Here is a 25,050-nt window from a genome sequence, read left to right as displayed (position 1 = left end):
TTACGCGCCGGGCGGCGACCAGGCCGCCATTCTAGCGGCCACCGGCACCGGCGAGCAGGACCGTTTTCGTCCCCTTTGCCCGGGCGCCCGCAGGCCGGGCGCTTGCGGCTGAACCGGCAGGCGGCGATGCGTGCGCTGCCGCGGGATACGTGCGGTTGCCCGAACCGGTTGCCCGCCGCCGCAAACGCTGCAGGTGCTGCCGGTTGCCGGCACCGCCGCGGGTGCGGCATTCCGCGCCGCGGGCGGTGACGTACGATGCTCCATGCGCGGCACGAACCGCTGGCAATGCATCGCGAGCTGGGCGCTGCGAGGTGCTGCGGAAGCCGGGCAACCGGTTCTTCCCCTCGCCTTGACGCTGTTCTCGCACCCGATCACTGAAACTGCCCCCCATCAGGAGACCTCCATGTCCATCGACGTCGGCGAACACATTCCCGAAGTAACCCTCAAGCGCATCCGCGAAGGCATGGAAACTGTCGACACGCGGGCGCTGTTCGAAGGTCGCAATGTGGTGCTGTTCGCGGTCCCCGGCGCCTTCACCCCGACCTGCTCGGCACGCCACCTGCCCGGCTACGTTGAGCATTTCAGCGAGTTCCGCCGCCGCGGCATCGAGGTGTACTGCATGGCCGTGAACGACCCCTTCGTGATGCACGCCTGGGGCGTCGCGCAGGCGGTCCCGGACGGCCTGCAGATGCTGTCCGATGGCAATGGCGAACTCACCCGCGCCCTCGGCCTGGAAATGGATGCCAGCAGCTCCGGCATGGGCCGGCGCTCGCGCCGCTTCGCGCTGTACGTCGAGGACGGGGTGGTACGCGCCCATTTTGTCGAAGAACCGGGCAAGTTCGAGGTCTCCTCCGCCGAGCACGTGCTAGCGCACCTGCCCAAATAGTTTTCCCCGCAGATTAAGGAACGGCCCGCCATGTCCAAACAGCACGCCCACCACAGCTCGAACGCCTCCGCTATCGAAGGCATCAGCGACCGCAGCGTGATCCGTGCCAATGCCCGCAAGAGCATTGAAGATGGTGCCATCACACCGACCTACCATGCCGACCGCAAGGCGGTGATCAAGCTGCTCAACGATGCGCTGGCCACCGAATACGTCTGTGTGCTGCGCTACTACCGGCACTTCTACATGGCCAAGGGCATGCTGGCCGATGCGGTGAAAGCCGAGTTCCTTGAACATGCACAGCAGGAACAGGCGCATGCCGGGATGCTGGCCGAACGCATCGTGCAGCTGGGCGGGGAGCCGGACTTCAATCCGGACACCCTCACCGCCCGCTCGCATGCCGAATACAAGGAAGGCGGCGACCTGCGCGACATGGTGCGCGAGAACCTGATCGCCGAGCGCATCGCCATCGACAGCTACCGCGAGATGATCAACTTCGTCGGCGACAAGGACACCACCACCAAGCGCATGCTTGAGCAGATCCTGGCGCAGGAAGAAGAGCACGCCGACGACTTCGCCGACCTGCTCGACGGCTGGATCGGCGAATAGGCGGCGCCAGCCGGCACCCAGCACCCGGGCCCGCCCATGCGGGCCCGCGCGTTCAACGCACCAGCTGGAATCCGACCCGGGTCCAGGCGCCATCGGCGGCCAGCGCGGTGAGGGTGTGTTCGCCGGGTTCGTCGTAATCACGCAGGAATGGGCGCGCGCCGTGGGTCTGCGCGATCCAGCGGCCATCCAGCAGCCAGTCGATCGGTCCGTCGCTGCCCAGCGCACGCACCTGCAGCCGCACCCCGTGCGTGGAGCCGGGCGCGCGGGCCAGCACCGCGCGGTCGTTGAGCCCTTCGATATGCAGGCTGCCAGCGGCATCGTGGCCGTCGGCCGGACACCCCGCTGCCAGCGGCGGCAAGCGCGAAGCCTGTCGCTGTGCCGCCGGCAACCACGGCGACAGGCGCGCCGGCCAGCGCGCGATCTCGCGCTCCTCCCGCTGCGGATGACCCGCGCACCCGGCCGACAGCCGCAGGCCGCTGCGCGCATCCACCTCGAAGCGCACCCGCCCCGGCTGCCACAGCCGTGCATCGCGTTCGGCAAACGTCGGCGGCACTCCGCCATCGAGGACATGCGCGCTGACACGGCGATGGCACAACGCCGCCGGTGTCTGCGCCGCGGCGATGCCCAGCGGCCAGCAGATGTCCTGCGCCTGCACGCTGGCCGGCATCGCGGGCGGCGCGGCGTCGCCGGGCAGTCGCGGCAGGCTGTCGATCACCTCGAACATCAGCGGCAACGCGGTGACCGCGCCGTACTGGCCGGGCAGCGGGGTGCCGTCCGGGCGTCCGACCCACACCCCGACGGTGTAGCGGCGGGTGCTGCCCAGCGCCCAGGCATCGCGGTAGCCGTAGCTGGTGCCGGTCTTCCACGCCACCGGCGGCCGCGTGGCGACATCGAAGGCGCCGTTGCCATAACCCGGCCGCGGGTTGGACTGGAGGATGTCGCGCACGATCCATGCCGCGCCCGGCGACACCAGCCGGCGCTCGATCCGCGCATCCTGCGGGGTATAGCGCACGCGGCCGGCAATGCCCTCGCGGTTGAACGCGGCGAACGCACCGACCAGTTCCTCCAGCCGGGCGCCCGTGCCACCGAGGATCAGCGCCAGGCTGGGTTGGCTGCCATGCGGAAATTTCAGGCCGATGCCGGCATTGGCCAGCCGTGCGGCGAACCGTGACGGACCGACCCGGTCGAGCAGATCCACCGCCGGCACGTTCAGTGACAGCCGCAGCGCGGTGGCGGCGCTGACCGGTCCGTTGAACGCCGCATCGAAATTGCCCGGCCGGTACCCGCCGAAACTCTGCGGCGCGTCCACGAGCAGGCTCTCCGAATGGATCAGGCCATCGTCCAGCGCCATCGCATACAGGAACGGCTTGAGCGTTGAGCCGGGCGAGCGCCAGGCCTGCACCATGTCCACGTGCCCCAGCCGCTGGGTGTCGGCGAACTCGACCGAGCCGACATAGGCGCGCGCTTCCAGGGTGGCGTTGTCCACCACCAGCAAGGCGGCCGAGGTGCGCTCGGGCAGCTGCGAGAAATAGCTGGCCACGCGCTCTTCCAGGGTGCGCTGCAGGCCGCTGTCCAGCGTGGTGCGGATCTGCGCCGCGCGCGGCTGCTGCGAGCGCAGGCGCTGCGCCAGCAAGGCCGCATGCAGCGGGCTCTGCAACGAACGCGCCACCACCGGTTCGATCCGCGCATCGGCCACTGCGGCGGGCGACCACACCCCCAGCGTGGCCATGCGCTCAAGCACCTTGTCGCGCGCCCGCTGCGCCGCCTGCGGATGCCGGTCCGGCCGCAGCCGACTGGGCGATTGCGGCAGCACCGCCAGCAACGCGGCTTCGGCGTGCGACAGCCGCGCGGCCGGCTTGCCCAGATACGCCCAGCTCGCCGCCTCGACCCCTTCGATGGTGCCGCCATAAGGTGCGCGTTGCAGGTACAGCGCGAGAATCCGGCGCTTGTCCAGATGCACTTCCAGCTGCACGGCGCGCAGCAGCTGCCTGGTCTTTCCCCACGGCGTGCGCGTATGCGGATCGAGGATGCGCGCCACCTGCATGGTCAGCGTGGAGCCGCCGGAGACGATGCGGCGCTCGAACAGCCATTGCTTGCCCGCGCGCAGCAGCGCCCACGGATTGATGCCGGGGTGTCGCCAGAACCAGCGGTCCTCGTAATTCAGCAGCGCCTGCAGGTACAGCGGCGACACCGAGCCGGCATCGGCCGGATAGCGCCACACCCCTTCGGCATCGGCGAACGCGCGCAGCGGGCTGCCATCACTGGCCACCACCAGCGTGCTGGTGTCGCGTGATTTCGGCAGCGGCAACGGAAACGCCAGATCGAGCAGCAGCAACGCCGACAGCACCGCCACCGTGCCCCAGCGCAGTGCGCGCAGCAGCAGGCGCCGGAGGTGGCGCCCGCCACTGCTGTGTTCCGGTACCGCTGCGTGCATCACTGGCGTCCGGCTGTGCTCATCCATCCTGCAACGCGGCGGCAATCATGGCTGCACCACCGTGATCGTGGCCGGGTTGGCGCGGCCCACGCCGCGCAGATCGGGACGGTACATGTCCTCGGCCAGCGGTGGCGGCACGGTGTAGGTGCCCGGGGTCACCGCGCGCACCAGATAGAACAGCCTGGCGGTGTTGCCCCGCGCGAGCTTGAGCGCGGCCACGTAGCGGTCGTCGCGGAACTCCTCGTGCTTGACGTCGGCGGCCTCGGAACGGTCGCTGATGCCGATGCCGTCGACCACCACGTCGGCCCACTGTCTGGCATCGCCCAGGTTGAAGTTCTCGATCTCCAGCCCGGCCGGCAGCAGGTCGGTCAGCAACGCGTCGGGCATGTCCGAATTGGCGGTCACGCTCAGCCGCACGATCAGCGCCTCGCCTTCCTTGAGCGGACGCGGTGACCACGGCTTGCCATCGGCGGTGTACCAGCTGCGCTCGATGCCGATGACGCGGTTGTCCGGCGCCGGTGCCCGCTTCGGAACGCCGGCCACTTCCAGGCTGGCGAACATCGGCGGCTCGCCTTGCGGGGTGAAGCGCACGCCGCGCGCCAGCTGCGCGGCATCGAACACCCGCGCGAAGATCCTGCGCGCGGCAATGGCCTCGGTACTTTCGCCCACGGCCAGCACACCGGACACCTGTTTGTTCTGGTTGGCCATCAACGCCTTGCCCAGCCGCGCCAGTGCCACCTGCTCCTGGGTGCTGAGCCACAACCAGCCGCTCTTGCGCCGCACCTCCAGTTCGCGGCCCAGCGCCACCGCGCGGGCGTCGTACCCGGGCTTGGCCAGTCCGCGCTCGTGCAGCAACGCGATCATCAGCGCGTCATCGCGCAGCGCGCTGCCGTAGTCGCCGAAGTACGCCGGGCGATCGGCACTGCTGCGGGCGAACCCGGCCGCAATCGCGGCCTCGCCCCGCTTGCGGTCGCCCTGCAACGCCAGCGCCGCGCCCAGATGCACCAGCGACAGCCCGGTAACGGCCTTGCCGCGTTCGTTGTCGTACAGCGCGCGCAGCGTACCCAGCGGCGCGCGGTTGACCCGGGCCAGCACGTAGCCCGAATACGCCTGGTTGGCGAACTTCAGGTTCTCGCGGCGGTCCTGGCCGTAGAACTGGTTGCCACCACTGAGCAGGTCCTCGCTGAGACGGTTCAGCGCCTTCTGCAGCACGTTGTCGGGCACCGCGAAACCGCCTTCTTTCGCATCGAGCAGGAACTCGGCGATGTAGGGCGTCAGCGCCGGATTGACGTAGCCGTCGTCGCCCCACATCGAGAAATTGCCATTGGCCACCTGCATCGAGGCCAGCCGCCCGAACGCGCCTTCCATGCGCTCGCGGCGGGTCTTGGCATCCAGGCCGTCAGCCCCGAGCAGGGCCGAGGTCGCCTCGTCCAGCATCAGCGCGGCGTAGCCCTTGCTGGCGGTCTGCTCGGCGCAGCCGTAGGGATAGTTCAGCGCACCCTGCAAGGCACTGGCGAACGGGATCGGCGGCAAGGCGCTGACCAGCATGCGCGCGTTGACCGAACCGTCCATCAGGCCCTCGGCGAAATCGCTGCCCAGCGTCACCGCCGCCAGCGGATCGAGCGTGCGGGTCTGCGAGCGCAGCACCTGCGGCCACGCCGCGCGCACCGGCAGGTCGTAACGACGGTCCACCTTGAAGCCGTTGCCCTCCACCCGCACCCGCACCTTGGCCACGCGGTAACCCTCCTGCGCCACCAGCGGGAAACTCAGCGTGGTTTTGGCCTCGCTGGCCAGCGTGGCGCTGCGTGGGGATTCGCCGATCGCCAGCGGGCCTTCGCCGTCCACGCGCACGCTGAACCGGCCGGGCTGGCCGGTGAAGTTCTGCACATCCAGCGTCACCGTGCTGCGGTCGCCCGGCGCCATCACCCGCGGCATGCTGGCCTCGGCCAGGATCGGCGCACGCACCACGGTTTCCACCGCGCGGTTGCCGTAATACTCATCCGAATACACCAGCGCCGACACCCGCAGCGTGCCGTTGAAGTCGGGCACTGGCAGGCGGATGCGGGCGTTGCCCTGCGCATCGAGCTGCACCGGCCCGGAGAACAGGTCCACCGTCTGCACCCGCGCGGTCGGCCGTCTGGCCTGCGGCAAGGCGGCCAGTGCCATGTCGCCACCGAAGCGCAGCTTGCCGCTGCCGCCTTCAAAGCTTTCGATCACCCGGCCGTAGATGTCGTAGGCATCCACCCCCAGCCGCCGCTGCGCGAAGAAATGCGCATTGGCATCGGGCACCGGGAAGCGGGTGATGTTGAGGATGCCCACATCCACCGCCGACACGGTGACATGGGCCAGCTTGCTGGCCAGCGCCGGGGCACTGACCGTCACCGGCAACGGCTGCTGCGGGCGCATCTGCGCCGGTGCCACCAGCCCCACCGCCACCCGGCGCGCCTTGCGGTCCATCGGCACATGCACCACGCCCACGGCGCGGGCCGGGGTGATCCTGCTGGGCGCGCTGCCACCGCGGAACACCAGCGCGGTGATGTAGACATCGTGCCGTTCCCACTCGGCGCTGACCGGAATCTCGAAGCTGCTGCCCGGCTTGACGTCGATGTCCTGCACGTACAGCAGCTTGTCGCTTTCCACCATCAGCACGCCGCGGCCGGCATGCGGCGGCGTCAGCGTCACCTTGAGGGTGTCACCGGCGCGGTAGCCGCTCTTGTCCAGCGCCAGCTTGACCTTGTCCGGGCGTGCATCCACCCCGCGGTTGTCGTCGTTCCAGCTCCAGCCGGCGCGGAACGGATAGCGGGCCGTCAGCCCGGTGGCCGGGTCGAACACGTCCAACCGGTACTCGCCCCATTCCACCGCGAAATCGAGCCGGGCTGCCGTGGCGCCGACATCGATGGTGCGCGTCTCCTTGTTCTCGAAGCGGCGGGTGAAGTCGTAATCCCAGCGGTTGTCGTTGTAGGCCCAGTGGTAATCGCGCAGCTCGCGCACCAGCGTGACCTTGAGCCCCTTGCCCGGCTGCGGCGTACCACCCGCATCGACCCGCAGCAGTTCGAAACGCGCATTGCTGTTGGCGTCGGCGCCGTCCTTGTCGTCAAACAGCGGGCGCACCCCGACCAGTACCGGCGCCGGCCACAGCACCCGCTTGAGGGTACGGGTGACGGTGCGGCCGCCGGTTTCATAGACGCTGCCGGAAACCACCGCGGCAATCGTGGTCAGCGGCTTGGCCTCGGCCGGCAGCACGATGTCCTCGCGCAAGGTGCCATCGGCCGGGAAGTGGGTGTCGATCACGTCCTTGGCTTCGCGCGGCAACTCCAGCGTCGGGTCGCCGAAGAACCAGCCCGGCAGCGACTCCAGCGGATGCTGTTCCACCGCCACCGCCAGTCGCGCGGTGAAGCGGTTGCCAGCGGCCGGCGCGCCATACAGATACGCGGCGTCGGCCTGCAGTTTGAGCGGCTCGCCGGGTTTGAGGGTCTTCTGCGCGCTGTCCAGATCCAGCTTCATGCGCTCGGGCAGAAATTCCTCGATCCGCAGCGTCATGCCCTGCACCGCCTCCTTGCTGGCCGGATCGGTGCGGAATTCCACCTGCCAGCGTCCGGTCGGCGCATCGGCCGGAATCGCCTGTTCAAAACTGAAATAGCCCTGTTCGCCCGGCTGCAGCCGGGTTTCCCGGAACACCTTGCCGTCGGGCTGCTTCAGCCGCAGGAACACCGGTTGAGGTTTCACCGGCTTGCCGTCGTTGTCACGCAGCAACGCCGACACCTGCACGGTCTCGCCGGGGCGATAGAGATCGCGACCGGACCAGGCGAACACGTCAAACCAGGCGTTCTGGCGCCCGGCCACCGCGAACTCGCTCAGGTCCAGCGCCGGCTGGTTGAACGGCAGCAGCGTGGTATCGCCGCCATTGCTGGCCACCAGCACGTGGCCGGCGTCGAGTCTGTAATTGAGCAGGGCGTTGCCATTGGCGTCGGTCTGGCCCTTCAGCACCCGCTCGCCCTTGGCATCGAGGATGCGCAGCTCGACCTTCCGCGCCGGCGCCCCGCTCTGCAACGAGGCGGTGTGCACGAACAGCTGGTCCTTGTAGGCGCGCGCGTGCAGGCCGATGTCGCTGACGCTGAAGAACGCGGTGTCGTACTCGCCCCCATAGGTGCCGGTGCGCTTCATCACCGCGAAATACAGGCCCGGCTGCTGCAGCTCCTTGATGTCCTGGATCGGCAGATAGGTCAGCGCGCGCTCGTTCTGCTTGCCACCCAGCACGAAACGGTTGAGATATACCGAATCGGCCAGCTGTGACAGCGGCGTCTTGTCGCCATAGTCGCTGTCCAGCTCCCAGCTGCCGCGACGGCCGCCGCGCTGGTACTGGCGGAAGAAATTCGGCAGTTCCTTCTCGCGCACCCGCAGGAATTCCACGTCCACTTCGGGCACGTTGACCGACACCACCGGCAGGCCGCGGCTCTCGCGCGCCGGCAGCACGCTGCCCTGCGAGGCGAAGCCGGCGGCCGGCTGCAACTGGCCGGTATGCACCTTCTCTTTGAGTTCGCGGCCCAGCCGGCTGCCATCGGCGGCCAGCAGGTCGGCCGAAATCACCACCGTGTAGTCCTTGGCCGCTTCGACAAACGGGTAGCGCAGGGTCAGGCCATCATCGGACAGCGACCAGCTGCTCTCCTCGGTGCCGGCCTTTTCCTCGAAGCGGACCAGTTTGTCGAAGTCCTGGGTGCCGACCAGCGGCCGCGAGAATTCCAGCGCCAGCGACAACCCGTCGTTCTTCTGGTCGGGCCACGCCCGGACCAGGCCGAAGCCGGTGATGGCCTGCTTCTGCGCCTGGATCGCCTCGCCAGTGGCCACCGGCAGCTGCCCGGACTCGTTGCGTTTGCAGCCCCCCAGGGTCGCCGCCAGCATCGCCAGCAGCAGTACCGGCACGCATTTCCACCGCCATGTTCCCTGGCCTTTGTCCGAGGTGGTGTGCATCGTCTGGCTCCCTGGATGTCCGCCGAAGTATAGACGGGCACCGGTGAGGCGCCGCGGCGCGGATCAGCCCAGGTAGAGCCCGACGTAGGCATCGACCGGCATCGCATCGAGCACCTGCGGATCGAGCGAGACGGCGAGGATCCGCGCCTGCCGGTCAGCGGGCAGGCGCCGCGCCAGATTGCGCCGGAACTTCTCCCGCAGCAGGGGGATGCCCTCGTCCCGGCGGCGGCGATGGCCCAGCGGATATTCGACCACCACCTCGTCCAACGCACCGCCGTCGCTGAACTCGATACGCAGCGCATTGGCGATGGAGCGCTTGCCCGGATCGAGGTAGTCGGCAGTGAACCCCGGTTCCTCGCTGCAGACGATCTTCGCGCGCAGGCGATCAATGCGCGGATCGGCCGCCACCGCGTCCTCGTAATCGGCCGCGGTCAACCGGCCGAAGATCAGCGCCACCGCCACCATGTACTGGATGCAGTGGTCGCGGTCGGCCGGATTGTCCAGCGGCCCGCGCTTGTCGATGATGCGCAGGCAGGCCTGCTGAGTGCGGATGCTGAGGTGGCCGATGTCTTCCACGCTGCGCCCGGCCGCCGCCAGCTGCGCGTGCAGCGTCATCGCCGCCTCCACCGCCGTCTGTGCGTGGAACTCGGCCGGATAGCTGATCTTGAACAGCACGTTCTCCATCACATAGCTGCCGTAGGGCCGCTGGAACGAAAACGGCTGGCCACGGAACAGCACGTCGTAGAACCCCCAGACCGGCGCGGTCAGTGCCGACGGATAACCCATCTCGCCGGCCTGGGCCATCAGCGCCAGGCGCACCCCGCGGCTGCTCGCATCACCGGCAGCCCAGCTCTTGCGCGAACCGGTGTTGGGCGCATGCCGGTAGGTGCGCAGGCTCTGCCCGTCGACCCAGGCCAGCGACAGCGCGGCCAGCATCTGCGCGCGGTCCAGCCCCAGCAGGCCGGCGACCACCGCGGTGGTGGCCACCTTCACCAGCAGCACGTGATCCAGCCCGACCCGGTTGAAGCTGTTCTCCAGCGCGATGCAGCCCTGGATCTCATGCGCCTTGATCATCGCCTCGAGCACCGCGTGCATCGTCAGCGGGGGCCGGCCCGCGGCGATGTGGCTGCGGCTGAGCCAGTCGGCCACCGCCAGGATGCCGCCGAGGTTGTCGGAAGGATGGCCCCACTCGGCCGCCAGCCAGGTGTCGTTGAAATCCAGCCAGCGGATCATCGCGCCGAGGTTGAACGCGGCCTGCACCGGGTCCAGCTCGAACGCGGTGCCCGGTACCCGCGCGCCATTTGCCACCACCGTGCCGGGCACCAGCGGCCCGAGCAGCCGGGTGCAGGCCGGATACTCCAACGCTTCCAGCGCGCAGCCCAGGCTGTCGATCAGGCACAGCCGCGCGGTTTCAAACGCGAGCGGCGAGTCGATGCGGTAGTGCTGGACGTAGTCGGCGATTTCGACCAGCACCCTGTCCCAGGGCGGTCGGCCGGATACAACCCCTGCGGAATCGGACATGAGCGCGGCACTCCTGCGGTGGCATAACGGTGGTCACGACCCGTCGTGGCAACCGCCCGCAGGTCCTGGCACAAGCGCGGCAGGACCGTGGACACATTCAGATCGTGTCGGCCGGCACCCGCACCCAGCCTTCCATCAGCACGCGTGCGCTGCGGCTCATGATGGCCCGGGTCACGGTCCACTGGCCGTGAACCTGCTGCGCTTCGGCCCCCACGCGCAAGGTGCCGGAAGGATGGCCAAAGCGCACCGCGCTGCGTGCGCCACCGCCGGCGGCCAGGTTCACCAGCGTGCCCGGCACCGCCGCCGCCGTGGCGATGGCCACCGAGGCGGTGCCCATCATCGCGTGGTGCAGCTTGCCCATCGACATCGCCCGCACATTGAGATCGATGTCGGCCGCGGCAACCGGCTTGCCGCTGCTGGAGACGTAGTCACTGGCCGGCGCCACGAACGCCACCTTCGGCGTGTGCTGGCGGGTGAGCGCTTCTTCCGCCGTCCTGATCAGGCCCATGCGCAGCGCCCCGGCCACGCGGATGGCTTCGAGCTTTGCCAGCGCCGCCCGGTCTTCATTGATCACCGGCTGCAGCTCGGTACCGCTGTAACCGATGTCGGCCGCGTTGACGAACACGGTGGGGATGCCGGCGCTGATCATCGTCGCCTGCAACCGGCCCACGCCGGGCACGTCGAGCGCATCCACCAGATTGCCAGTCGGGAACAGGGCACCGCCGCCCTCGCCTTCACCCTCATCGGACGGGTCGAGGAACTCCAGCACGATCTCCGCCGCCGGGAAGCTCACCCCGTCCAGTTCGAAGTCGCCGCTTTCCTGCACCTGGCCATCGACGATCGGCACCTGCGCCAGGATGGTCTTGTGGATGTTGGCCTGCCAGATCCGCACCGTGCAGATGCCGTTGGCCGGTACCCGCGCCGGATCGACATAACCGGCATGCAGCGCGAACGCGCCGGCGGCGGTGGACAGGTTGCCGCAGTTGCCGGACCAGTCGACGAAATCGGTGTCGATCGACACCTGCCCGTACAGATAGTCCACATCGTGACCGGGCCGGCGGCTGGGCGAGACGATCACGCATTTGCTGGTGCTCGACGTCGCCCCGCCCATGCCGTCGGTCTGCTTGCCGTACGGATCCGGCGAGCCGATCACCCGCTGCAACAGCGCATCACGCGCCGCGCCGGGCACCTGCGCGCTGGCCGGCAGATCTTCAAGGCGGAAGAACACCCCCTTGGAGGTGCCGCCACGCATATAGGTGGCGGGGATCTTGATCTGGGGGATGTGCTTCATGACGACTGTTCTTCCAGTTGCCTCCCCTGTCTGCGGGAAGGGTCAGGGTGAGGATATACCCCGCCGCCAGACCATCAGGCCTGTGACGAAGGGGTTGTTGATGGACTTGAAGGAAAGGGAATCACCTGCGCGGCCGGCAGCAGCCGCTGCCGCAGCAGGTTCAGTGGCATGTGCCAGTCCATGTTGTGGCGGGTGTTGCGGCCCAGTGCCGGATGTTTGAACAGCCCCTCCCAGTCATGGGCCGCCACTTCCGGCAGTGACCTGTCGCTGTGTTCCAGGTCCAGCCAGAAAGCAAACTTGCGCTGGTTGAGCGAGGCCAGCAGGCTGCGGTCGCGGGTGGCGGCGTAGGTGAAGCCGGCGTGGAAGCCGGCCAGTTCGGCCTCCACGCCCTGCCCGTGCAAACCGTGATGGTGGCAGATCCCGGCGAACTGCAGCAGCGCGCTCTCGTGCAACCGGCGCAATCCCGCCGCATTACCGGGCAGCACCAGCACTGCGCCGGTGGCAGCATTGAGCAGCACCACGAACGGCTGCCGCCGCCAGAAGTCGATATCGGCATACCACTCGCCCAGCGGGTTGGCCTGCGGCTCGGGCTCCGGCGGCTTGGCAGGCAGTTTCAGGCGCTTGAGCAGTTTGGCCGTGCAGCGCAGGACAGTCATGACACGCGCACCTGGCCGTTCATCAGCAGCGGCAGCAGCCAGTCGCGGAGCCGGGTGAGTTCGCGATTCTGCTTGTCGAGGTTGTCCGTCTTTTGAAGCATCGGCCTCAGAAGCGACGAGAATTCGTCTACAAGTCTCCGGCCCGGATAAGCCAGTGCGAAGGACTTGAGGACAGAATGGCGAATGCCCTTGTGAATGCTTCCTGCCGACGAATTCCTAGTGAATACCTTCATCTCTGATGACGAAAGCAGCATAAGAAGATACTCGGATGAAACCATGTCGGTGTCGGGCCTGATGGTGAACACGGATTCGTTGATGTTCCAGTTGGTTGGCTTTTCTTGGATCAGGTAGGTGACGCCAACTGGTTCGATGCTTGTAAAAAGCACGTCTCCTGCCCGCAGTTGGGATCGACGATCGATGACGGCCATGGCTTCGTCATCGATTCGGTCACATTTGTCGTCAAGGAAAATTCGGCCGTTGGTGACGTTCTTTATCGTCACGTAGTAGTTGTTTCCTTTGCCAAGCACGAAGTGGTCGCGAGGGTTCAATCCAGTGCCGGCGCGACTGATGATTGTGCCAAGCGTACGCACCTCCCACCCAGCCGGAATCTCGCGCTTGAGGGTGTCGTTCCAGACCATCGGGCCGCCGCTGGATTTGTAGGGGCGGCCGTTGGCGTCGGGGAAGTCGAACTGCACGAACCAGTAGTCGTAGATCGTCTTCGCCAGCGCCTCAAGTTCCGCGTTGATGCGGTTGTTGACGTCGATCTTGGCATCGAGGGTGGAGAGGACGGCGGAGATTTTTTCTTGAACTGCTGGTCTTGGTGCTGCGACCTTCAGCAAATGCGCGTAATTCCTGTTGAGCGTCGGATTCGCAGAGCCAGAATCGAGGCGCTCAAGCGGAATGCTCTTCAATAAGTAGTAAATGAACTTTTCGTCGTTCCTTTTGAAGTCCTTGACCCACAGGGTTGTGTCGTGTGGCCAGTAATCTTCGGGAATGAAAAATGCAGTGCCGAGCGTACCCTTCCTGCCAATTACGACACCGGGACCCTTTGCCATGAATTGATCGTGAAAGCTGGCGATACCGCCAGAAGATACAACGGGGTACGGACCTTCGCTTTGTGCAGCTTTCGTTATGTCGAACCCTCGCTGCAAGGTAATCAAGTCACCAAGAGTTCCCTGAACCCAGTCAGACATGCAGCAAGCTCCCGATTGCCTCGGCAACTTCCATCTCCAGTTCATGCGATTGTTTGAACATCTTGGCAAGGCTTATCTGGTACGCATCGATCCGCGTTGCAAACTCTTCTGGCGTCAGAGCGTCATACGCAATTCTCACCTCGAAATACTGCCCCGCGCTGAGCGAATAATTCTTCGCGGCGATCGCGGCGTAATCCACGACAACGGAGAAATCCTCCACTGCCTCGCGGGCGTTGAAGGTCTCGACGATGCGCTGTTCCTCGGCGTGGCTGAGCAGGGTCTTCTGGTTCTTGCCTTCCTTGACCTTGGTGCCCAGCGCGGAGGCATCGAGCAGCACCACGCTGTCGTGCTTGCTGCCATCCAGAAACAGGATGGAGACGTTGGTACCGGTAGTGGCGAAGATGTTGCTGGGCATGGAAACCACGCCGGCAATCAGCTTTTCATCCACCAGCTTCTGGCGGATGCGCAGCTCGATGCCGCTGGCGGCGGTGATGAAGCCGGTGGGCACGACAATGGCGGCTTTGCCACCGGGTTTGAGGCTGGCGATGATGTGCTGGATGAACAGCAGGTAGATCGCCATCTTGTCCTTGGCCTTGTTCGGCACCTTGGGCATGCCGGCAAAGAAGCGCGTGGCGTTGGCGTCGGTGTCCAGATCGTCGCGGAAATCCGAAAAATCCATCTTGAACGGTGGATTGGAGACGATGTAGTCGAAGCGGCGCAGCGCCCTGCCCTCCTTGTGCACGGGGTGCAGGATGGTGTTGCCCTGGGTGATGTGCGGGATGGAGTGCACCAGCTTGTTGAGCACCAGGTTCAGGCGCAGCAGGCTGGAGGACTTCTGCGAAATATCCTGCGAGAAGATGCTGCAGTGGTGTTCGCCGATGGCGTGGGCCAGTGCCATCAGCAGGGTGCCGGAACCGGATGCCGGGTCGTAACAGGTGACGTTCTTGACCTTGCCGCGCTGGTCTTTGGGCACCAGGATGTCGGCCATGATGGTGGCCACCGCGTGCGGGGTGTAGTACTCGGCGTATTTGCCGCCGTTGTCCTTGTTGTAGTCCTGGATCAGGTACTCGAACAGGGCGGCCCAGAAGTCGTATTTCTGCTCGAACAGGCGCTCGAAACTGACGCCGACCAGCTTGTTGAACAGCGCACGCACGAAGCCGTCTTTCTTGTCGGCGCTGCCGGTGACGTAATCGCTCAGGCGGTCGAACAGCGGCACCTTTTCACCATCGTCGGTCTGCACCGCGAAGATGTCGTGGTTGGCCACGGCAATGGCGATCAGCGTGTCGTCGAAGCGCTTGGCAAAGCCGGCCTCGCTTTGCCGGTTGAACAGGCTGGCGATGAGCTGGCCGGGCTGCAGGCGCGGTACGTCGGCATCGAGCCGCAGTTCCAACATTTCGCGCTCGCCCTGCGGCAGCGCCTGCCAGGCGGCGATCCAGTCGTCCACGCTGGCCAGCGCCGGCTCGATGCGCTTCATCTCGTGGGCGAACTTGTCGCACAGCAGTTTGTACAGAAAGGTCTGCACGATGATCTTGTATTCGTTGCCATCGTTGCCGAGGCCGTTGCTGGCGCACACGGCCTTGAGGCCGTCGATGAGGTCGCGGGTCTGTTGCTGGTAGCTGGGGGACATGGTGGTCTGTCTGGTAGTGAACGGACGCGGGCGGCGTCAGTGGTAGTCGTCTTCGCGCTGGTGGCGGACAGCGAGGATGGTGAGGGTGGTGTCGTCGTCGATCTCGTACAGCAGCACGTAGCCGGCACCACCGAACGCAATCACCAGCTCGCGCAGGAAGGGATTGGCGTCGTCGGCCTTGCGGCAGGCGAACGGCATTTCCGCAAGCGAGCGGTAGCCGCGTTCGATTGCGGCGCGTGCGCGCAAGGCCGCTGCGTAGTCCACCGGTGCGAGAAAATCCAGCAGGCGCTCCAGGTCTTCCTGCGCGGTCTTGCTGACCCGGACGCGGTAGCTCACGGCGTGCCGGGCTTGTGCCGGGCAAGCACCGCGTCCAGCCTGGTCAGCGATTCCTCCACGGTGAAGCATGTGCCCGCGTGCTTGCTCTCCTCGCGCGAGGCCAGGCCACGGGCGATGAACTCGGCCTGCATGCGGCGCCGGTTCACCTCACCGCGCAGGGATTGCTCCATGAGGCTGGACAGGCTTTCGCCTTCACGCAGCACGGATTCAGCGGACTGGCGCAGTTCCGGCGCGACACGAAGTGACGGCAAAGTGGCGGTTTTCATGGCGGAACCTCGTGCATTGCGTTTGCGATGCAAACTCTAGCATGGCGCGGAATACCCGGTCAGAAAATCCTTCCGGCATCACAGGAAGGACAGACGGCCTTGCGATTCGTCCAGGTATTCGCGGGCGAGCAACTGGTGAATCAGCCGGCAGGTGTCGGCATCCGGGGCGGGCGGTTGCGCAGTGAACGCGCGCACCACGATGGGCATGAGCTGTTTTTCGAAGTAATCCGGCGTACCGAGCAGTTCACGGTTGCCCAGCACCGCGTGGTCGGCGGCCTGCTTCACCGCGTTCAGCGCGGCATGCAGGCGGTTCTGGCTGTCGCCCACCCGGCGCGACTCCAGCAGGCGCTTGTGCACACGCATCAGCTTGGTGTCGCCGCCGTAACGGGCGGCGAGGTTGGCATTGACCTGGTTGAGTGCGCGGGCGCGTAGTTCAAGCTCGCGCAGTGCGCCGATGTTGGCCTGCATTTCAGCCTGGGTCACTTCACTGAGTTTTCTGGCCTTGAACAGGCGCTCCAGTTCTTCTTTCAGACCGACCCACTCCGGATCGCGCGGATCGTGGGTGGCGGCCAGGGTTTCGCGGGTACGGCGCAGGCTGTCCTTCAGCTCATCGGCCAGCTTCAGCTCGGCTTCGCCGACCTTTTCAAACTTGAAGACGATGTCTTCCAGCGCCTGGTTGAGCAGGCCGGAGGTGTCCTGCGCGTGCTCCAGCCGGTGCTTGAGGTTGAGCGCGGCCAGCGCGTTCCGGGCTTCGTTGTGCAACTGCCGCAGTTTGCTGAAGTCGAGCAGACCGGCGAGCTCCTCATGACCGCCGAGCCGGATCAGGTTGTGCAGTTCGCGCGCGGTGGTCAACGCCTTGACGATGGCGCGCAGAGTGTCGCGGTCGGTGACCTGGCCGATCTGCTGCGAGAACAGTTCGGCATCATCCAGCGCGTATTCAAACAGCGCTTCACCGATGGCATCGAGACTGGTGCGGATATCCTCGGCGCTCATGAACAGCTGGCTGTAGTGCTCGATTTCATCGCCCAGCTCGGCGGCAAGTTCGTCGTAATACTCGCGATTGACCTTGTCGAATTCGCTCTGGATATCGGCGAAGTCCACCACATAGCCGAAGCGGAACGCCCGGTAGCGACGGTTGACACGGGTGAGCGCCTGCAACAGGTTGTGCTCGCGGATCACCCGGCCGAAATAGAGCTTCTTCAGCCGTGGCGCATCAAAGCCGGTGAGCAGCATGTTGTAGACGAACAGGAAATCGACGCGGCCCTTCTTGTAGGCCTTGATCTCCGCTTCACGGGAGGCCTTGTCGCCCTCGTCGTGCAGGATCAGCGCGGCACTGAGCGGGGCTGCGCCGTAGCGTGGAGTTTGCTCGGCGACGCGGGATTCCCGGTAATCGGCATCGTTGGCGGGCTGAACTGTGCGCGCCGCTACAAGCGCCATGCGTCGCTGGAAATCGTGATGCAACGCACGCGCCTGCTCGGCGCTGTCGCAGACCACCATGCCACCGATGCTGTCGTCGCCGAAGGCGACGCGGGACTGCGCGAAGTCGTCGAGGATGTAGTCCAGCATCGCGCTGACAAAGCGCGGGTGGGCATACAGCGCCTTGCGCTCGATACCGCCCTGGCGCACCTCGATTTCGGCCAGCGTCTGTTTCAGCTGCATGGCGTAGCGGGCGGATATCTGCTCGCGGATCAACCTCAGCGTGTAGCCGTCGGCGATGGAGGCGTTGTAGTAGTACTTGTGGATGTAATCGCCGAACAACGCCTTGGATTGCAGCGCCTCGCCAATCAGCGGAGTGCCGGTGAGGCCGATCTTGATGGCGTTGCGATCGGACTGTTCCAGGTTGGCAAGGAAACTGCCTTTGGGGTTGTAGCTGCGATGCACTTCATCAAGGAAGTACACGCGCTGCACGGCAAGGTTGTAGTCCTGCACGGCGGCGACATCCGGGTCGTCCTTGAATTTCTGGATATTGACCACGGTGATTTCAGCCGCACCACGGTCATTGCGGGCGGCCACGCTCTGCTTGATGTCGCGTGCGAACGCATCGCGGCTGTCGATAACATGCACAGTGAGCCCGCGCAGGCGGAATTCGTCTCGCGCCTGACGGAGCAGATCGAGCCGGTCGACGATGAAGTAGAAGCGCGGCACTTGCCCCTGTTGCTGGAACCAGTCGGTGAGGAATCGCACGTTGTAGTACGCCAATGCGGTCTTGCCGCTGCCCTGCGTGTGCCAGACGATGCCCTTGCGCACACCGGCAGCGAGGCGGTCGGCAATGGCCAACGTCGCGAACAGCTGCGGGTAGCGCATCACGTGCTTCTGGATGCCGTCCTCCTCGTCCAACCACGCGAAGGCGTATTGCAGGATGAAGGCAAGACGGCGACGGCTGAACAGTGAGGTGAGCAGGCGGTGGGTCGGCGTATCCGGCGCCTTGTTGCGCTCGAACTCGGGCGTACCGGTGATACTGACCAGATTGGTATCGACGAGGATCGCGTCTTCGGTTTCCCCGAGCAGCGGCCCGACGGCAGCGGCCAGTTCGGCGGCGCGCTCCTCGCGGAAGTAGTTGAAATGCGCCTCGCCGTAGGTGGAAGCGGCGTAGAACGCACCCTGCACCGGATCGATGGCCGCCTCGTCATACTCCATGTTGTTGGAGAACACCTGCAGCTGGATCAGGTTGAAAAAATGCCGGAACTTGCGGTTGGCATGACGCCGATCCATGCGCTTGCGCTCTTCGAGCACGCCGCCAGAGTTCATGCGCTTCTTCACTTCGATGATGGCCAACGGCAGGCCGTTGACCAGCAGGGTGATGTCGGGGCGGAAGCTGTCTTCGCCGTTCTCGAACGGCAGCTCGGTGACAACCTGGAAATGGTTGTTGTCCAGATTGTCGAAGTCGATCAGGCGCACGCCGGCGCGCGCGACCAGGCGCTGATGGAAGGCCTTGCCGAGGTCTTCGTTCTGCAGGTCGAGATGGATCGCGTCGAGCAGCGCTGGAATGTCATCACGACCCAGTTCGGGATTGAGCCGCAGCACGGCGGCTCCAAAGATGTCAGGAAAGATGTTGCTGCGCGTATCCCAGCGTGCCTGCTTCAGGGAGAGGTAGTCGTATCCCAGCCGCGCGAGGTGCAGCAGCGCCGGAATCTTGACCCGCGAATCTTCGTTGAATGCACTCACACAGCTCCCCCGTCCATGCTGGATTGCCGCCATTGCCGCATCCGGACCCAGACTATAGATCACCGGTTGTTGAACGTACCGCCCCAGAGCTTGAGGGTATGCAGGGCATGTTTCCTTTCGCCTCCATTCGCGCAGGAGCGCACTTCGTGCGTGATGGGCTCTACCGGGAGGCCTCATCGCGCACGAAGTGCGCTCCTGCGAAAAGGCGTCAGGCGACGCTGCCCTCCAGGAAATCCTGGGCAAAGCGCTGCAGCACGCCGCCGGCTTCGTAGATCGCCACTTCCTCGTCGCTGTCCAGCCGGCAGGTCACCGGCACCTGCACGGTGGTGCCGTCGCGGCGCTGGATCACCAGCGTCAGCTCCGCGCCCGGGGTGCGTGCGCCGATCACATCGAAGGTCTCGGTGCCGTCGATGCCCAGCGTCCTGCGGGTGACACCCGGCTTGAACTCCAGCGGCAGCACGCCCATGCCGATCAGGTTGGTGCGGTGGATGCGCTCGAAACCTTCGGCGGCAATGGCTTCGACCCCGGCCAGGCGCACGCCCTTGGCCGCCCAGTCGCGCGAGCTGCCCTGGCCGTAATCGGCGCCGGCAATGATGATCAGCGGCTGCTTGCGCTGCATGTAGGTCTCGATCGCCTCCCACATGCGCATCACCTGGCCTTCCGGCTCCACCCGCGCCAGCGAGCCCTGTTTCACCGAGCCGTCCTCGTTGCGCACCATCTCGTTGAACAGCTTCGGGTTGGCGAAAGTGGCGCGCTGCGCGGTGAGGTGGTCGCCACGATGGGTAGCGTAGGAATTGAAGTCCTCTTCCGGCACGCCCATCTTGGCCAGGTATTCGCCGGCGGCGCTGTTGGCCATGATCGCGTTGGACGGCGACAGGTGGTCAGTGGTGATGTTGTCCGGCAGCACCGCCAGCGGACGCATGCCACGTAGCGTGCGCTCGCCGGCCAGCGCGCCTTCCCAGTACGGCGGACGGCGGATGTAGGTGCTTTGCGGGCGCCAGTCGTAGAGCGGGCTGACCGGCGCATCGTGTTCCACGCGCACGTTGAACATCGGGTTGTAGACGCTGCGGAACTGTTCCGGCTTGACCGAGGCGGCGACCACCGCGTCGATCTCGGCATCGCTGGGCCACAGATCCTTCAGGCGGATTTCGCGGCCATCGACCACGCCCAGCACGTCCTTTTCGATGTCGAAGCGGATGGTGCCGGCGATGGCATAGGCGATCACCAGCGGCGGCGAGGCCAGGAACGCCTGCTTGGCGTAGGGATGGATGCGGCCGTCGAAATTGCGGTTGCCCGACAGCACCGCGGTGGCATACAGGTCGCGGTCGATGATCTCCTGCTGGATCACCGGATCGAGCGCACCGGACATGCCGTTGCATGTGGTGCAGGCGAAGCCGACGATGCCGAACCCCAGTTGCTCCAACTCCGGCAGCAGCCCGGCTTCTTCCAGATACAGCTGCACCGCCTTGGAACCGGGCGCCAGCGACGACTTCACCCACGACTTGCGCACCAGCCCGAGGCGGTTGGCGTTGCGCGCCAGCAGGCCGGCGGCGATCACGTTGCGCGGATTGGAGGTGTTGGTGCAGCTGGTGATGGCGGCGATGATCACCGCGCCATCGGGCAGCAGCCCGCGTGCCTCTTCGTCCTTGCCGGCTTCCAGCTTGGCTTCGTCGGCGATGCCGCGCTCGGCCAGGTCGGTCACCGGCAGGCGCCGGTGCGGATTGCTGGGGCCGGCCATGTTGCGCACCACACTGGACAGGTCGAAGGTGAGCACGCGTTCGTACTGCACCTTGGCCAGCGAATCGGCCCACAGGCCCGCCGCCCTGGCATAGGTTTCCACCAGTTGCACCTGCGCGTCCTCGCGCCCGGTCAGGCGCAGGTAGTCGATGGTCTGCTGGTCGATGGAGAACATCGCCGCGGTGGCGCCGAACTCCGGGGTCATGTTGGAGATGGTGGCGCGATCGCCCAGCGTCAGCGCCGCGGCACCTTCGCCGAAGAATTCCAGCCAGGCGCCGACCACTTTTTCCCTGCGCAGGAATTCGGTCAGCGCCAGCACCACGTCGGTGGCGGTGATGCCCGGCTGCGGGCGGCCGGTCAGTTCCACGCCGATGATGTCGGGCAGACGCATCCACGAGGCGCGGCCGAGCATCACGCTCTCCGCTTCCAGCCCACCCACGCCGATGGCGATCACGCCCAGCGCGTCCACGTGCGGGGTGTGGCTGTCGGTGCCGACGCAGGTATCCGGGAACGCCACGCCGTCACGCACCTGCACCACCGGCGACATTTTCTCCAGATTGATCTGGTGCATGATGCCGTTGCCCGGCGGAATCACATCGACGTTCTTGAACGCCTTGCTGGTCCAGTCGATGAAGTGGAAGCGGTCCTCGTTGCGACGGTCCTCGATGGCGCGGTTCTTGGCGAACGCATCCGGATCGAAACCGCCGCATTCCACCGCCAGCGAGTGATCGACGATCAGCTGGGTCGGCACCACCGGGTTCACTTTTGCCGGATCACCGCCCTTGTCGGCGATCGCATCGCGCAGACCGGCCAGATCCACCAGCGCGGTCTGGCCGAGGATGTCGTGGCACACCACGCGCGCCGGGAACCACGGGAAATCGAGATCGCGCTTGCGCTCGATCAGCTGCTTGAGCGAGTCGACGAGCGTGGCGGGGTTGCAGCGGCGCACCAGGTTCTCCGCCAGTACCCGCGAGGTGTAGGGCAACGTGTCATACGCGCCCGGCGCGATCGCATCGACCGCGGCGCGGGCATCGAAATAGTCCAGCGCGGTGCCGGGAAGGTTCTTGCGGTAATCGGTGTTCATGGCTGGCTCGGAAAACTGGGAGTTGGAAACGGAGCGGGGACCTGCTTTTCCTTCTCCCTTCGGGAGAAGGTGGCGCGAGGTGCCGGATGAGGGTGCGAGCGGAGCCTCGTGCAATCGAACATCGAGGGGGCTTCGCCCCGCCCCTCACCCCAACCCTTGCTTCGCGCCCCAGCCCTTGCGCTGGCGCAAGGGCGTTCGAGGGACAGCGAACCGGTGGTTCGCAAACTGCCCCTCTCACCCCGCGGGGAGAGGGGCTCAGGCAGCGCGCATCAAGCGCGCTTGTCCAGCGGCACGAAGGCCTGGTCTTCCGGGCCGGTGTAGTTGGCGCTGGGGCGGATGATCTTGCCGTCGATGCGCTGCTCGATGATGTGCGCGCTCCAGCCGGCGGTACGGGCGATCACGAACAGCGGGGTGAACATCGCCGTCGGCACGCCCATCATGTGGTAGCTGACCGCGCTGAACCAGTCCAGGTTCGGGAACATTTTCTTGATGTCCCACATCACCGTTTCCAGGCGCTCGGCGATGTCGTACATCTTCATGCTTTCCTGCTCGGCCGACAGCTCGCGCGCGACCTCCTTGATCACCTTGTTGCGCGGATCGGACACGGTGTAGACCGGGTGGCCGAAACCGATCACCACTTCCTTGCGCTCCACCCGTGCCTTGATGTCGGCCTCGGCCTCGTCCGGATTGTCGTAGCGCTTCTGCACTTCGAACGCGACTTCGTTGGCGCCGCCGTGCTTGGGCCCGCGCAGCGCGCCGATGCCGCCGGTGATGGCGCTGTACATGTCGCTGCCGGTGCCGGCGATGACGCGGCAGGCGAAGGTCGAGGCGTTGAACTCGTGCTCGGCATACAGGATCAGCGAGGTGTGCATCGCCTTGACCCACGACTCGCGCGGCGGCTCGCCGTGCAGCAGGTGCAGGAAATGGCCGCCGATCGAATCATCGTCGGTCTCCACGTCGATGACGCGGCCGTTGTGGCTCCAGTGGTACCAGTACAGCAGCATCGAGCCGAGGTTGGCCATCAGCTTGTCGGCGATGTCGCGTGCGCCCGGATGGTTGTGGTCGTCCTTCTCCGGCGATACGCAACCCAGCACCGAGACGCCGGTGCGCATCACGTCCATCGGGTGGGCGGACGGCGGCAGTTCTTCCAGCGCGGCCTTGACCGCGGCCGGGATGCCGCGCAGCGATTTCAGCCTGGCCTTGTAGGCGCGCAGTTCGGCCTTGTTCGGCAGCTTGCCGTGCACCAGCAGGTGGGCGATTTCCTCGAACTCGCTGGTGCCGGCCAGATCGAGGATGTCGTAACCGCGGTAGTGCAGGTCGTTGCCGCTGCGGCCGACGGTGCACAGCGCGGTGTTGCCGGCGGCGGTGCCGGACAGGGCGACGGATTTCTTCGGCTTGAATGCCGGTGCGGCGGTGGATTCGGACATGGTGTGAACCTCGATCAGGTGCGGGATTTTGAAGCCCCTCTCCCTTTATGGGAGAGGGGGTGGGGAGGGTGTGGCCTCTCGATGAAGGCGGACGCACCCTCATCCGGCGCTACGCGCCACCTTCATTCGCGCCGTCCCTGGCGCTCACCCTTCGGGCGGCTTGCGCCGTGCAAAACGGCATCCATGCCGTTTTTGTCACCCGGCGGGAGAAGGGAGTTGCAATCACTTCTTCGCAGCGGATGAAGGTGGGCGCCCCCTCATCCGGCGCTACGCGCCACCTTCATTCGCGCCGTCCCTGGCGCTCACCCTTCGGGCGGCTGGCGCCGTGCAAAACGGCATCCATGCCGTGTTTGTCACCCGGCGGGAGAAGGGAGTTGCAATCACTTCGTCGCAGCGGATGAAGGTGGGCGCCCCCTCAGCCGGCGCTACGCGCCACCTTCCTCCGCGCCGTCCCTGGCGCTCATCCGTCGGGCGGCTTGCGCCGTGCAAAACGGCATCCATGCCGTTTTTGTCACCCGTCGGGAGAAGGCAGTTGCAATCACTTCTTCGCAGCGAACGTCCTGTCCAGACTGCGCTCGAACTCGTGGTAGCCGATGCGGTCGTACAGCTCCTCGCGGGTCTGCATGGTATCGACCACGTTACGCTGGTGGCCGTCGCGACGGATGGCTTCGTACACGTTCTCGGCCGCCTTGTTGGCCGCGCGGAACGCCGACAGCGGGAACAGCTGCATCGCCACGCCGGCCGAGGCCAGTTCGTCACGGCTGAACAGCGGCGTGGCGCCGAATTCGGTGATGTTGGCCAGCAGCGGCACCTTCACCGCATCGGCAAAGCGCTTGTAGGTGTCCAGATCGTAGGCGGCCTCGGCGAAGATGCCGTCGGCACCAGCCTCCACACAGGCCAGCGCGCGCTCGATGGCCGCGTCCACGCCTTCCATCTGGATGGCGTCGGTGCGGGCGATCAGGAAGAAGTCCGGATCGGTTCGGGCATCGGCGGCCGCCTTGACCCGGTCCACCATCTCGCCCTGCGACACGATTTCCTTGCCGGGACGATGGCCGCAACGCTTGGCGCCCACCTGGTCCTCGATATGGCAGGCGGCCGCACCGGCCTTGATCAGCGACTTCACGGTGCGGGCGATGTTGAACGCGCTGGGCCCAAAGCCGGTATCGATGTCCACCATCAGCGGCAGGTCGCAGACATCGGTGATGCGGCGCACGTCGATCAGCACGTCTTCCATCGTGTTGATGCCCAGGTCCGGCAGGCCCAGCGAACCGGCGGCAACACCGCCACCGGACAGATAGATGGCGCGATAACCGGCGCGCTTGGCCAGCAGCGCGTGGTTGGCGTTGATCGCACCGATCACCTGCAGCGGCGATTCGGCGGCCAGTGCGGCGCGGAAGGCGGCGCCGGCGGAAGAAAGACTCATGACATGGCTCCTGTCGTGGCGGAGGCGATGGTGCCGTTCCGCAATGGCGTCCAATCTGTCATTATCGCAATCATTGATCAATCTTGATTCATAAAATCAACATATTGAATACGCCATGTCCGATCGTCCTGATCCCGAGCTGATCCCGGCCAGCGACGCCTGCGCCCTGCTCGGCATCAGCGCCGCCACGCTGTACGCCTATGTCAGCCGCGGGCAGCTGAGTTCGCGTCCCGGCCCCGATCCGCGCAGCCGGGTCTACCTGCGCGCGGAAGTCGAGCGGCTGGCACAACGCAAGCAGGCCGGCCGCGGCGCCGCGCGCGGCGCGGCACAGAGCCTGGATCGCGGGCTGCCGGTACTGGAAACCGGTATCTCGCTGATCCGCCCGGACGCACCCTATTACCGCGGCCGCTCGGCGGTGGCCGCGGCGCGC

Annotated in this window: 15 protein-coding genes and 1 pseudogene; 3 read left to right on the top strand and 13 right to left on the bottom strand. The window is 66.0% G+C overall.

The genetic code is table 11. From position 1 onward, the window contains the following. Positions 1-403: 403 nt before the first annotated feature. Both QZH66_RS07745 and QZH66_RS07740 read left to right on the top strand, forming a co-directional pair. On the top strand, positions 404-886 hold the full coding sequence (locus tag QZH66_RS07745) for a peroxiredoxin (RefSeq protein WP_305805376.1): 483 nt from the start codon (positions 404-406) through the stop codon (positions 884-886). 30 nt (positions 887-916) lie between these two features. After that, a complete protein-coding gene (locus QZH66_RS07740) occupies positions 917-1,492 on the top strand; it encodes a ferritin-like domain-containing protein (RefSeq protein WP_305805375.1) in 576 nt (191 codons plus the stop codon). Between the two features lie 52 nt (positions 1,493-1,544). Here the strand turns inward: QZH66_RS07740 and pbpC are convergent, their stop codons facing one another. The 13 genes and pseudogenes from pbpC to prpB all read right to left on the bottom strand — a co-directional run bounded on the left by pbpC (position 1,545) and on the right by prpB (position 24,620). Then, on the bottom strand, positions 1,545-3,926 hold the full coding sequence (pbpC, locus tag QZH66_RS07735) for a penicillin-binding protein 1C (RefSeq protein ID WP_305805374.1): 2,382 nt from the start codon (positions 3,924-3,926) through the stop codon (positions 1,545-1,547). Positions 3,927-3,971: 45 nt separating this feature from the next. Continuing rightward, a pseudogene (locus QZH66_RS07730) lies at positions 3,972-8,810 on the bottom strand (alpha-2-macroglobulin); the annotation flags it as partial. A gap of 147 nt (positions 8,811-8,957) precedes the next feature. After that, the gene (locus QZH66_RS07725; protein WP_305805373.1) at positions 8,958-10,415 is read right to left on the bottom strand and encodes a bifunctional 2-methylcitrate dehydratase/aconitate hydratase; all 1,458 of its coding nucleotides are present in this window, start codon (positions 10,413-10,415) and stop codon (positions 8,958-8,960) included. Between the two features lie 97 nt (positions 10,416-10,512). Then, a complete protein-coding gene (gene prpF / locus QZH66_RS07720; RefSeq protein ID WP_305805372.1) occupies positions 10,513-11,706 on the bottom strand; it encodes a 2-methylaconitate cis-trans isomerase PrpF in 1,194 nt (397 codons plus the stop codon). Positions 11,707-11,780: 74 nt separating this feature from the next. Further along, positions 11,781-12,362, bottom strand: a complete 582-nt coding sequence (locus tag QZH66_RS07715; RefSeq protein WP_305805371.1) for a hypothetical protein — start codon at positions 12,360-12,362, stop codon at positions 11,781-11,783. Further along, the gene (locus QZH66_RS07710) at positions 12,359-13,555 is read right to left on the bottom strand and encodes a restriction endonuclease subunit S (RefSeq protein ID WP_305805370.1); all 1,197 of its coding nucleotides are present in this window, start codon (positions 13,553-13,555) and stop codon (positions 12,359-12,361) included. The genes QZH66_RS07715 and QZH66_RS07710 overlap by 4 nt, the downstream gene beginning before the upstream one ends. Next, entirely contained in the window at positions 13,548-15,182 is a 1,635-nt protein-coding gene (locus tag QZH66_RS07705) for a class I SAM-dependent DNA methyltransferase (protein WP_305805369.1), read from the bottom strand. The genes QZH66_RS07710 and QZH66_RS07705 overlap by 8 nt, the downstream gene beginning before the upstream one ends. 36 nt (positions 15,183-15,218) lie before the next feature. Next, positions 15,219-15,518: a type II toxin-antitoxin system RelE/ParE family toxin gene (locus QZH66_RS07700; protein ID WP_305805368.1), complete on the bottom strand. Its 300-nt coding sequence runs from the start codon at positions 15,516-15,518 to the stop codon at positions 15,219-15,221. Next, on the bottom strand, positions 15,515-15,784 hold the full coding sequence (locus QZH66_RS07695; RefSeq protein ID WP_305805367.1) for a YlcI/YnfO family protein: 270 nt from the start codon (positions 15,782-15,784) through the stop codon (positions 15,515-15,517). The genes QZH66_RS07700 and QZH66_RS07695 overlap by 4 nt, the downstream gene beginning before the upstream one ends. A gap of 78 nt (positions 15,785-15,862) precedes the next feature. Further along, positions 15,863-18,949, bottom strand: coding sequence for a type I restriction endonuclease (locus tag QZH66_RS07690; protein WP_305805366.1), 3,087 nt, complete (start codon positions 18,947-18,949; stop codon positions 15,863-15,865). A 208-nt stretch (positions 18,950-19,157) separates the two neighbouring features. Continuing rightward, complete coding sequence (gene acnD / locus QZH66_RS07685) at positions 19,158-21,770, bottom strand: Fe/S-dependent 2-methylisocitrate dehydratase AcnD (protein WP_305805365.1); 2,613 nt, start codon at positions 21,768-21,770, stop codon at positions 19,158-19,160. A gap of 269 nt (positions 21,771-22,039) precedes the next feature. Continuing rightward, positions 22,040-23,197: a 2-methylcitrate synthase gene (prpC, locus tag QZH66_RS07680; protein ID WP_305805364.1), complete on the bottom strand. Its 1,158-nt coding sequence runs from the start codon at positions 23,195-23,197 to the stop codon at positions 22,040-22,042. 538 nt (positions 23,198-23,735) lie between these two features. Further along, on the bottom strand, positions 23,736-24,620 hold the full coding sequence (gene prpB, locus QZH66_RS07675; RefSeq protein ID WP_305805363.1) for a methylisocitrate lyase: 885 nt from the start codon (positions 24,618-24,620) through the stop codon (positions 23,736-23,738). A gap of 115 nt (positions 24,621-24,735) precedes the next feature. Between prpB and QZH66_RS07670 the strand changes: the two genes are divergently transcribed. Beyond that, positions 24,736-25,050: citrate synthase (locus QZH66_RS07670; protein ID WP_305805362.1), on the top strand; the 315-nt coding region annotated here is incomplete at its 3' end.

The sequence above is a fragment of the Stenotrophomonas sp. YIM B06876 genome (assembly GCF_030711595.1).
GTDB lineage: Bacteria > Pseudomonadota > Gammaproteobacteria > Xanthomonadales > Xanthomonadaceae > Stenotrophomonas.
This window is presented reverse-complemented; position numbering and strand designations above follow the sequence as displayed.